We start from the raw sequence: 12,262 nt of genomic DNA, 5'->3' as shown, positions 1-12,262 counted from the left end.
GATAAATTAACGCACAAATATGTCTTAGATGATTAGCAAAAGTGTTTTGATATAATGGAGGTAATTATGAGTGGAAGTAAAGTTAGAATAATGGCTCAAGGAGCAATGTTAGCATCGTTATTTGGCGTATTAGGAATTATTAATATCTATACTGGTAGTTTTTTTGATATTATTTTTGCTTATATAATGGTTTTAGGATTAACTTACTACACTTATTTATATGGTTATAAAGCTGGATTAAGTGTTTTAGCTGTAACTTTTGTAGTATTGTTTTTAGTTGGTGAGATGTTCTTTACATTTTATGCAACCGCTACATTAAGTATGGGAGTATTTTATGGTTATAGTTTAAAAAGTAAAAAAACGAAGCGCTTTTCTAAATATGGGTTAATGATTATTTCTGCAGTTAAAAATTTCTTGATTTTCTTTTTATTGGGAGGTCTTTTAGGGATCGATGTTTATCAAGAAGGTTTAGAGATATATAGTGATATTATTGGAATGATTCCATTTTTAAAAAATGTGTTTACACCGGAAGTTACATTTGTTTTGTTATGGGTGTTCATGTTTATTTGTGAATCATATGTTATTAGAGTATATTCAGATATATTAATAAGTAAGTTAATGAAAAGAAAATTGAATTAAGGTATAATAAAGTTATTGACAGGATGGTGAGGAAAATGACGGTAAAGATGACACGACTTAGAAATGGAATTATAATCTTATTGTTGATTGAATTGGTTATTGGAATGTTAGGTTATATCTTTTTTTCAAGTAGAACATCTTTAGTGTTGGCAATATATATTTTTGTTAAAAACATTATTATTTTTGGTTTGCTTTTTTATGTAACTAGTTTGATTACAGAAAATAATTTAAGTGTTAGTGAGATTTTGAATGATGAGGCTAAAAATGCGTTTATTTTTGGAGGAATTGGATTAATTAAATATGATGAAAATAGAAATATTTCATGGATAAGTGATCTATTTACAGAGATGAAAATAAATATTGTAGGTAAAAAGTTATTAGAGTGGCAACCGTTATTAGCATCGTTATTTGAAGATGATGATATAAAAATTATTGATATTAATTCGCGAAAGTATGAAGTATATAATAGTAAAGAAAATAGAATCCTTTATCTTAAAGATGTCAGTGATTATGTTGGGATTTCAAAAGAATTTGAAGATCAACAAATTTGTGTGGCTTATATCACTGTTGATAATTATGATGAATCGATTGAACAGGCAGATGAACAGACAGCAGCTTCGATTCAATCAACAACAAGACAAATAATTATTGATTGGGCTAAAGAAAATGGTGTGGTTTTAAAAAGATATAAAAGCGATGGATATATAGCTGTCTTTAATGAACGTACTTATCGAAAGCAGGTAGAAGATAAATTTAAATTATTAGATTATTTTAAGGAACAGGCAGAACAGTTAGGTCAAGTAATGACATTATCGATTGGAATAGGACGTGGCAGCAACATTTTGCGTGAATTAGATGAATTAGCTTTTTCAGCTTTATCATTGGCCTATTCTCGAGGTGGTGATCAGGTTACCGTGAAATCAAATGATGAACCTATTCGTTATTTTGGTGGTAATAGTGAAAGTTATGAAAAATCTAGTATGATTAGAGCTCGGGTTATTGCTCAAACATTATCGACAATAATAAAACAGTCAGACAATGTGCTTATTATGGGGCATAAGCAATCGGATTTTGATTCTTTTGGTGCTTCTATTGCAATGTATGCGATGTGTAAGGCTTATGAAAAGAAAGTATCGATCATTATTAATTATGATTCTTTAGAAGAAAAAACTAAAGTAATTGCTACAAGTCTTAGAGATGATGAAAGATATCGCGGAGTATTCGTATCACCACTAAGAGCTCAGGAGCTGTGTCAGGCTAATACTTTATTAGTGATCGTAGATAATCATAAGCCATCTCTAGCAATCGATTATAATATTTTAGATTTAGTAAAAAATAAAGTAGTTATCGATCATCATCGTCGGGGTGAAGAATTTATTGAATTACCATTACTGACATATCTAGAACCTGCTGCTTCGTCAACAGTTGAGCTGATTGTTGAATTATTTGAATATCAAAAAGAAAAAATCAGTGTAACTGAACGAGAAGCAACAATTATGTATACTGGAATGTTAATTGATACAAATTATTTTAGAACAAGAGTTGGAACGAGAACTTTTCAAGCTGCAGCAAAATTAAAAGAACTGCAGGCAAATGTTAGTGAAGCATATAAGTATTTAGAGGATGACTATGATACGACTTTAACGAAATTATCAATTACGCAAACTGCATATCGCTATGGAAGTGATATTTTGATTGCTTTTGGCAGGTCTGATAAAATTTATAGCAGAACTTTATTAGCTAAAGCGGGTAATGAACTGTTAGGAATTAGCGGCGTAAAGGCAGTCTTTATAGTTGGAAAAACTGGTAAAGAGGAAGTTTCCATCAGTGCACGTAGTACAAGAGATATAAATGTTCAGTTGATTATGGAAAAACTTGGTGGTGGCGGGCATTTTTCGATGGCTGCCTGTCAATTAAAAACAGAAGAAGTTACAAGAGCGATAAATTTATTAGAAGAAGCAATAAATACATATTTAGATGAAAGGAAGAGTGAATAATGAAAGTTATTTTATTACAAGATGTAAAGAAATTAGGAAAAAAAGGAGATATAGTTAAGGTTGCAGATGGCTATGGACAAAATTTTTTAATTAAAAATAAATTAGCTGTTTTAGAAACTGATACAAGTCGTAAAATTGTTGAACATGAAAAAGAAGCAGCTCATCAACTAGATTTAGAAAATCAAGCAAAGGCTAGAGAACTAGCAAAGCAAATAGAGTCAGTGACTCTTGAATTTACTTTGAAATCAGGTAAAGATGGAAAAACATTTGGAAGTGTTTCAACTAAGCAAGTAGTAGAACAGCTAAGAGATAAATATGATATTAAAATTGATAAAAGAAAGTTTGTTGATGCTCATCCAATTGGAGCACTAGGATATACGAAGTTAAAAGTTGAGTTATATAAGGGAATAATTGCAACAATAAATGTTCATCTAAAAGAACAGTAGGAGAATAGTATGGCAAATCGAGAGTATCCTCATGATATTGAAGCAGAAAGATCATTGCTTGGGGCGATGTTAATATCGAAGGATAAATGTATTGACATTTTAAATAAGACTAATGAAGATGATTTTTATGATAATAATCATCAAACTATTTTTAAAGCAATGGCTGCTATTAATGATAATAATACACCAGTAGATGTTACTACCGTAACATCTTATCTTATGGATCATAATCAATTAGATAAAGTCGGTGGTGTAGACTATTTATTTCGTTTAAGCGAATCTGTTCCCACTGTAGCTCATAGTGATTATTATTTAAAAATATTGCATAACAAGGCAATACTTAGACGGATCATTAAAGAAACTACTAAGATTGCTGAAAGTGCTTATGATGATGTAGAGAACATAGATGTTTTTATTGACGAAACAGAGAAAACGATTTTACAAGTTACTCAAGATCGTAGCGCTGGTGAATTTAGAGAAATTCGTAGTGTTATCAAAAGTGTCACAGATCGTTTAAATTTATTGCAAAAGATCGATGGAAATATTTCTGGTGTTAGATCAGGATTTCGTGATCTTGATAGAATTACTTCAGGTTTTCAAAAAGGTGATTTAATTATTCTGGCAGCACGTCCAGCGATGGGAAAAACAGCTTTTGCTTTGAATATTGCTCATAACGCCGCATATAAAGCAGATGAACCAGTAGCTATTTTCTCATTAGAAATGCCAGCTGAACAATTAGTTCAGCGTATTATTTGCTCTATGGGAAGTATCGAAGGTTCTTCAATGCGGACCGGAGAAATTTTAAAAACTAATGCTAATAAATATTATGCTGCTGCAGAGCGGGTTTCTAAATGTAATTTATATATTGATGATAGCCCAGGAATTAAAATCAATGATATTGTTGCAAAAAGTCGAAAATTAAAAACGGAGCATGGTTTAAAAATGATTGTAATCGATTATTTACAATTAATTACTTCATCTTCAAAAAATCGTGAAAGTAGACAACAGGAAGTTTCTGAAATTTCTAGAACATTAAAAGCGTTGGCAAGAGAATTAGAAGTTCCGATTATTTCGCTTTCACAATTATCACGTTCAGTGGAACAACGTCCTAATAAGCGTCCGATGATGTCAGATTTAAGAGAATCAGGAGCAATCGAACAAGATGCTGATATAGTTTCGTTTATTTATCGTGAAGATTATTATAAAGATCCTAGTGAAGGTGAAGATAATGGATTGACAGAAATAATCATTGCAAAACATCGAAATGGGGCTACAGGAGAAGTCAATTTAGCGTTTGAAAAAAACTATAGCCGTTTTTCGGATTTAGCCCAAATAGGACCAGATGGCACTAGTGAGGGTGTTCGTGATCTTAGAAGCTAAAAGGAGGGCTTAGATGTATCATCAATATCGTGAAGGCTGGCTAGAAGTAATTTGTGGTTGTATGTTTGCAGGTAAAACAGAAGAGTTGATTCGTAGAATAATGTATTAAGTTATGCTAAAATGAAGATTATTGTTTTTAAACCTCGGATAGATGATCGTTATTCAGCTATAGAAATTGTGTCTCATTCAGGAATTAAAGTACCATGTTTAGTAATTAATAAAGCTGAGAAAGTATTAAAAGAGATAAAAGCAGATACACAAGTTGTTGCGGGATTGGATAAAGATTTTAGAGAAAAACTTTTTGGGGTGATGCCACAATTACTTACAAGAGCTGAGTTTGTTACTAAGTTAACAGCTGTGTGTACTAAGTGTGGTGCTCCTGCAACCAGAACCCAGCGATTGGTTAATGGCAAACCAGCATTTTTCAATGATTCGATTGTATTAGTAGGTGCAGTTGAGCATTATGAGCCAAGGTGTAGACATTGTCATGAAATTTTTGATAAACCAAATAAATTTGAATAAAAGAAAGTTTTATATCGACTTGCTTTTATTATAAATAATTATATATGTGATTATTTTAGTAAATAAAATTTTATAGATATTTTAACGAAAATAAAGACAAGTTACTTTTGGGTAACTTGTCTTCGTTTTCTATGATTAAAGGGAGGGGTAGTTTTCTTACTACACTTATATAATAAAATGATTAGGTGAACTCAATGTGAACTATAATTATTATATAATAATTTTTTTACTAAAATTATACTATAAGTAAAATTAAAACAAATAAAATATATTTTGCTTATTTTCTATGTTTATTATATAATATGAGAGGTTTGGAGGTATAAATCATGAATGAAAGTATGTTAGATCGTTTAAAAACAATGGAAAACAGATATGAAGAATTAGGACATATGCTGATGGATCCAGATATTGGCAGTGATATTAAAAAAATGACTGAAGTTACTAAAGAACAGGCGTCATTACAAACAGCATATGATTTATATCAAGAATATAAAGAAATTGAAGCGGGAATAGAAGATGCTAAAGAATTAACAAAAGAATCAGATCCCGAGATTAAAGAAATGGCTAAAATGGAATTAGCTGAATTGGAAGAAAAATTGCCAGAAATTATAAAAAAGCTGGAAATTGAATTAATTCCTAAAGATCCAAATGATAATAAAGATGTAATTATGGAAATTCGTGGTGCTGCAGGTGGAGATGAAGGAAACATCTTTGCTGGTGATTTGTATCGGATGTATGTAAAATATGCAGAATCTCAAGGTTGGAAAATCGAAGTAATGGAAGCAGTTGATGCTGAAGCTGGTGGTTATTCATTGATTTCTTTTATGGTTAAAGGCGAAGGGGTATATGGAAAATTAAAATTTGAATCTGGTTCTCATCGTGTTCAACGTGTTCCAAAAACAGAAACTCAAGGCCGCGTGCATACTTCTACTGCTACCGTTTTAGTTATGCCGGAAGTTGAAGAAGTAGATGTTGAAATTAATAAAAGTGATTTAAGAATTGATACTTATCGTGCTAGTGGGGCTGGGGGTCAACATATTAATAAGACAGATTCAGCAGTAAGAATTACGCACCTTCCAACGGGAATCGTTGCAGCCAGCCAAGATGGTCGTTCCCAACATGATAATAAAGATAAAGCAATGAGAGCTTTAATTGCTAGAATCTATGATTATTATCAACAACAGCAAGATGAACAAGTTGGAAATGAAAGAAAGAGTAAAGTTGGTTCAGGTGATAGAGCAGAGAAAATTAGAACTTATAATTATCCTCAAAATCGAGTAACTGATCATCGTATTGGTTTGACGATTCAACAGTTAGATCGAATTATTGATGGTAAATTAGATGATATCATTACAGCTTTAATCAATGAAGATCAACGTTTAAAAATGGAAGGACAGCATTAATGGCAACTGTAAAGGAACTAATTAAACAAGCAGAAAGTCGCTTAGATGATGATAATAAAGATGTTAATGTTGCAAAAGTATTGTTTTATCATTTAGCTAAAAAAGAACCGCATGAGTTATACTTAATGTATGATCAAGAGGTTGATGATGAATTAAAAAAGGAATTTTTAGCGGGAATGGAAGAGTATTATAATGGTAGACCAATTCAATATATCAAGGGAGTAGAAACATTTTTTGGTCGTGATTTTAAAGTAAATGAAGATGTTTTGATTCCTCGTTATGAAACAGAAGAATTAGTTGAAAATATTTTATATCGTATAGATGATTATTTTGCGGATTATCAGACAATTACTTTATGTGATGTTGGTACTGGGAGTGGGGCTATTGCTACAAGTTTAGCGTTAGAAGAGCCAAGATTAAAGGTATATGCAACAGATATTTCTGTAAATGCTGTTAATGTGGCTAAAGAAAATGCTAAAAATTTAAATGCAGATGTTGAATTTATGGTCGGTGATATGCTGGAACCATTGATTGATCGTAATATAAAGGTAGATATTTTTGTCTCTAATCCTCCTTATATTCCTCAAGAACAGGAGATAGAAGCTATTGTTAAAGATAATGAACCACATGTTGCTCTTTTTGGTGGTGCTGATGGTTTGTATTTTTATCGTAAGATCTTCAAAGGCGTGAGAAGTTTATTGAATGATCGTGCACTGCTTGCATTTGAAATGGGGTTTGATCAACGGGAACTAATGGAAGAAGCATTACAAAAATATTTTCCTGATGATTGTTATGAAATTATTAAGGATATTAATGGTAAGGATAGAATGTTGTTTATTTATCATAATTTGAAATAATAAAAAATACTAAGATAAAGTGTGTGGATAAGTAATGAATTAACTCATGTTATTACACACTTTTTGTTTTTAAAATATTATGGCTATATAATTCTTTGTAAAAAAGTATTTTTTTCATCAAGGATGTAATTATTGAAATAAATAATTACAAAAATCAGTAATTGTAAGCGCATGCAATAATTGTTATTATATAATCAGATTGGTATGTGTTGTATTTTGGCAGGGGTAAAGGAGTGACATGATATCAACGTGAAAGGAGAAGGAAAATGATTAGGAAAATCAAAAAAAGTACATGTTTATTATTAGTAGTAATGATTTGTATTTCGACATTTTTAGGTTTAAGGGTTGATACCAAAGTATTAGCTGCTACGGAAAGCGTAATAGGCAATTATACAGATCATAATAATAATGAAGATGGAAATGTGCTTATTTTCAACAATGAAAATGCACAAGTAAAAATTGAATTATGTACTGCTAGAACAATAAGGGTACAATTATCACTTGATGGTAAGGAAGGATATCGACCAGAAGATCCACAATATTATATGGTCCAAAAAAATGATTGGCCATTAGTTGATAAAACGGTTACTGATCAAGGTGATTATATTCAAATCTTGACAGAAGCGATTGAAGTCAGAGTACAAAAAGATCCGTTTCGGGTTGGAATGTATGATTTAGAAGGAAATTTAATTAGCAAAGATGCTGATGATCAAGGAATGTATTGGAATGATTCAGGTGTTCGGGGAGTAAAAAAAGTAGAAGGTCAAATAAATGCTGGTGGTATTTTTGGATTTGGTTCAGGGGATCATGGTCGAAGAAGTAATCTAAATCGGTATGATCAAGATTTTTCAGAATTTTCAATGTCTCACGGTAGAGTAGTAGCACCGTTTTTTATGAGTACTGTGGGATATGGGATGTTTTTAAACACGATAGAAAAAGAAACGACATTCTTTAAACACGGTGGTGGATTTCAGACTAAGAATTATTTAGATTATTATTTTATGTATGGTCCTGATTTTAAGACAATATTGAATGAATATGCAGAAATTACTGGAAGAATGGAAATGTATGGTAAATGGGCCCATGGATTTATGTTGTCTAAATATGGAAACGATAATGCAACTCAAGAAGAATTTTTGGAATGGATTCATCGTTTAAGAGATGAAGATTATCCAAGTGACTGTTATGTTTTCGATTTTGGCTGGCGTGGCGATGTTGCTGATAACGGTGGAAATCAAAGCGGTGCTGGTGAAAAGTGGGGGAAACAAATGTGGAGTAATGATACTACCAAATTCCCTGATATTGCAGCTATGTTTGAAGAAGCTGATGAATTAGGTTTTAGAGTGGGTCTTCATAACAACGCAGGAACTCCAGAAGCTTCTGGTGGAGCAGAGTTATATAAACCAGAAAATGAAGAAATATGGGTAAAATCATATATGGACAGTGTCATTACAACTGGTTATGGAGATTGGTTCTGGCCTGATGAATTTGATGTTTTGGGAAGTAATACAGCACCAACTTTTTCATCAAAAGGGGCATATGAGGCTTGGCAGGAATACACAGATCAAAGTCGTCCGATGTTTATAACTCGTGGAAGTTATGCAGGGCAGCATTATGCAACTGCCTGGTCAGGTGATATTAATCCAACTTCACAAGAATTAATCAATCAAATCGGTTATAGTATTGATACTGGGCTAATTGGTTATTGGGCAACATCACATGATCTTGGCGGATTCATGAAAAGACCAACTGATGAATTGTATACTCGCTGGGTTGGAGAATTTGGAGCTTGGAATGGGATTATGCGGACTCATGGTCATGATGGTCGTGAACCTTGGGATTATAACGAAACAGCTCAAGAAACATTAAGAGAGAATTTAAAAATACGTTATTCTTTATACCCATATACATATTCACTTGCTTGGCAAGGATATAGTCAAGGTGTTCCAATCATGAGAGCAATGCTTTTGGAAGATGATAGTCAATATAATCCTGATGCTTGGGATTTAAATGAACAATATTATTATGGGGATTATTTTTTAGTAGCACCTGCTGCAGATACTAAAGATACAGTGGTATCAGTTTGGTTGCCACCAAAAACAACATGGTATAATTATTATAGTGGTGAGCGCTATGAAGGTGGCGAAAATGGAAAAACTATTAGAGTAGCAGCTCCATTAGATGAAATACCAGTATTTATAAAAGCAGGGGCAATTGTACCAATGGGGCCTGATGTAAATTATGCTGATGAAAAACCATTGGATCCATTAACTTTAGATATTTATCCAAAAGGTGAAAGCACATTTACATTATATGAAGATGATGGGCAGACACGTGAATATATCACTAAAAATGCTTATACTACAACTAAATTTGATTGTGCAGTAAATGGAACAGAAATTAATTTTAAAATTAATGAAAGAGTAAATGGGAATGCAGATGTATATACGCCAGTAGATCGTAATTACAATTTGAAATTTAACCATATTGAAGCATTAGCTGGTGTTTATGTTGATGGTTTAGAGATTACTGAAGTGAAAACTTTAGATGATTATAACAATGCTACACAAGCATATTGGTTAGATACAGAAAATAATCTTGTTTATGTAAAAACTAAAGATACGGGAACAGAAATTAATATCAAACTACTTGATGTTGTTGAAAAAGAAGTAGAATTGGGTGAAGAAGAACAAAGTGTTCCACCACAAAAAATCAATGATGGGGATGTTTTTGAATTAGAAGAAGCTAAAATGTATGGTAGTGTCTCTGTTGATACAGAATGGAAAGGGTATACCGGAACAGGATTTGCTAAAGGATTTAAAACAGTTGGAGATGCAGTAGAATTTAGTGTTGATATTCAAAGAGCCGGAGATTATAACTTAGTATTAAATGTTAATAATGGAATTAAAAATGATTCAAGATATGATAATAGTCCACGACAGGGAACAATGTATTTGAATGGTCAAAAGCTTCAGGATATGGAATTTGCGATAACTGATAAGTGGGGTGAAACGGTTAATGGAGTAAAACAAGGCGTATGGGTCAAATATACAATTGAAAATGTTCCTTTAGAAGCTGGTGTAAATACATTTAAATTTGTCGCCGAAGGGGATACAAATCCTGGAAATTATAACTTAGATTCATTGACATTTAATCGAATTGATCGTTCTATTGACGCATTTAGTCAAATAGAGGCAGAAAATGCTACTGCTTCAAAAGGATTTACAATTATTGACGATGATGCAGCAGGTAATCGCAAAATTATGTCAACAAATACAAGTGGTTCTTGGCTAGAGTTTAATGAAGTTAAAGGTGAAGACAAAGGTGGTATTGCAATTAGATTAAAGAGTAGTACTGGTGGGAAGATTACAGTATATGAAAATGGTATAGGTGATAAGATTCTAACCACTTTAGATATACCAAAAGATGATCAGTGGACAACATTAGAAGTAATGTGTAAAGATACAGATGCTATTGAAAGTAATATCTTTTTAGAATTTAATGGTATAGATGATACTGATTTTCAGTGTGATGTTGACTGGTTCTATTTTGAGCCTAAATTACCAGAAATTAATCCTGGTGATATTTTCGAGTTAGAAAATGGTGAAGGAGTAACTGATTCATCAAAAAATCAATTAAGAATTGATAGAGAATGGAAAGGATATTCAGGAACTGGTTATTTGGCAGGATGGAAAAATGTCGGAAACTATGTGCAATTCACAGTTGATTTAAAAGAATCTGGTATTTATAATTTAGTATTAAATGCTGGATGTGGTAAAAAAGGATCAGCAGTTTATGATGATACACCACGAACTGGAGCATTATATATTAATGATGAAAAAAGAGCTGATTTTGAAATTGAAGTAACACCAACATGGGGTGATAGTCAGAAAAATGGTGTATGGAATGAAGTTGCAATCAGTAATATAGCATTAAAAGCTGGTAAAAATACCATCATGATTCGCTCAGAAGGCGATATTAATCCAGGAAACTTTAATCTTGATTATATGCGTTTTGATAAAGTTGAAATCAATAAAGATGAATTACAAGGATTATATGATGAATGTTTAACTCTTAAAGAAGAAAACTATACATCCCAAACTTGGGCATCATTTATTGAGACAATGACAGAAGCTAAAAATATATTAGATAGTGAAGAGGCAACTCAAGCAGAAGTAAATAATGCAGTAATATTGTTACAAACTGCAAAAGATGCTTTAGTTGAACAAGTAATCGAAAGTGATAAAACAGCTTTACAAATTGCTATTGAAATGGCAGAAAAAGCCGACTTAGAAAATATCGTACCAGTTGTAGTAACAGAATTCAACGAAGCTTTAACAAATGCAAAAGAAGTATATGCAAAAACTAATGCCACTCAAAGTGAAGTAGATAATGCCTTTGATCGACTAGCAGATGTAATGCATATGCTACAATTCTACAAAGGTGATAAGAGTGCATTACAAAAACAAGTAGATCAAATCAATGGTTTAGATGAAAGCAAATACGTTGAATCATCATGGTCTGATATGTTACCAGTATTAGATAAAGCAAATTATGTATTGGACAATGTTAATGCAATGCAAGGTGAAGTTGATGAAGTATATAGTGAATTAGTAAAAGCGTTCTTGAACTTAAGATTAAAACCAAATAAAGACTTATTACAAGAGTTGATCAATAAGGCAAATAACTTAAACGCGGCAAACTACAGTGCTGAATCATGGGCAGTAGTCACAGATGCTTTAAATGAAGCCAAGGCGGTATTAGAAGATCCAGAAGCAACACAGGATCAAGTTGATAACGCTAAAGATATCTTAGCAAAAGGGTTAGCTAGATTAGTAGCTAATGAAGGAAATATTAATCCAGCAGTAAAAGCCGGAGATACAACGGTAAGTATCAAGACTGGAGATGACAGTTTAATTGGTTTATTTGCAGGACTTGGATTATTAAGTATGGCTACAGTTGTAACGAGTTACAAAAGAAAAGAAGACTAATGTATAAGTCATAATAGTATCTATAGA

The 12,262-nt window shown here is 32.2% G+C and carries 7 protein-coding genes and 1 pseudogene; all 8 read left to right on the top strand.

The genetic code is table 11. The features are described from left to right. Positions 1 to 66 precede the first annotated feature (66 nt). Positions 67 to 639 carry a DUF2232 domain-containing protein gene (locus BR82_RS0100460; protein WP_027088528.1) on the top strand — a complete coding sequence of 191 codons (573 nt, stop codon included), beginning with the start codon at positions 67 to 69 and terminating at the stop codon, positions 637 to 639. Between the two features lie 35 nt (positions 640 to 674). After that, positions 675 to 2,636, top strand: a complete 1,962-nt coding sequence (locus BR82_RS0100455) for a GGDEF domain-containing protein (RefSeq protein ID WP_027088527.1) — start codon at positions 675 to 677, stop codon at positions 2,634 to 2,636. After that, on the top strand, positions 2,636 to 3,082 hold the full coding sequence (gene rplI, locus BR82_RS0100450; RefSeq protein WP_027088526.1) for a 50S ribosomal protein L9: 447 nt from the start codon (positions 2,636 to 2,638) through the stop codon (positions 3,080 to 3,082). The genes BR82_RS0100455 and rplI overlap by 1 nt, the downstream gene beginning before the upstream one ends. A 9-nt stretch (positions 3,083 to 3,091) precedes the next feature. Further along, complete coding sequence (gene dnaB, locus BR82_RS0100445; protein WP_027088525.1) at positions 3,092 to 4,462, top strand: replicative DNA helicase; 1,371 nt, start codon at positions 3,092 to 3,094, stop codon at positions 4,460 to 4,462. Positions 4,463 to 4,475: 13 nt separating this feature from the next. After that, positions 4,476 to 4,984: pseudogene (locus BR82_RS14915) on the top strand (thymidine kinase). A 326-nt stretch (positions 4,985 to 5,310) separates the two neighbouring features. Then, on the top strand, positions 5,311 to 6,387 hold the full coding sequence (gene prfA / locus BR82_RS0100435) for a peptide chain release factor 1 (protein ID WP_027088524.1): 1,077 nt from the start codon (positions 5,311 to 5,313) through the stop codon (positions 6,385 to 6,387). After that, complete coding sequence (gene prmC, locus BR82_RS0100430; protein ID WP_027088523.1) at positions 6,387 to 7,244, top strand: peptide chain release factor N(5)-glutamine methyltransferase; 858 nt, start codon at positions 6,387 to 6,389, stop codon at positions 7,242 to 7,244. Before prfA ends, prmC begins: the two co-directional genes overlap by 1 nt. Positions 7,245 to 7,510: 266 nt before the next feature. Continuing rightward, a complete protein-coding gene (locus BR82_RS0100425) occupies positions 7,511 to 12,235 on the top strand; it encodes a TIM-barrel domain-containing protein (protein ID WP_027088522.1) in 4,725 nt (1,574 codons plus the stop codon). The last annotated feature ends 27 nt before the right edge of the window (positions 12,236 to 12,262 follow it).

The organism is Thomasclavelia saccharogumia DSM 17460, assembly GCF_000686665.1.
GTDB lineage: Bacteria > Bacillota_I > Bacilli_A > Erysipelotrichales > Coprobacillaceae > Thomasclavelia > Thomasclavelia saccharogumia.
The sequence above is the reverse complement of the archived record's forward strand: the minus strand, read 5'-3'. Positions and strand labels throughout refer to the sequence as shown.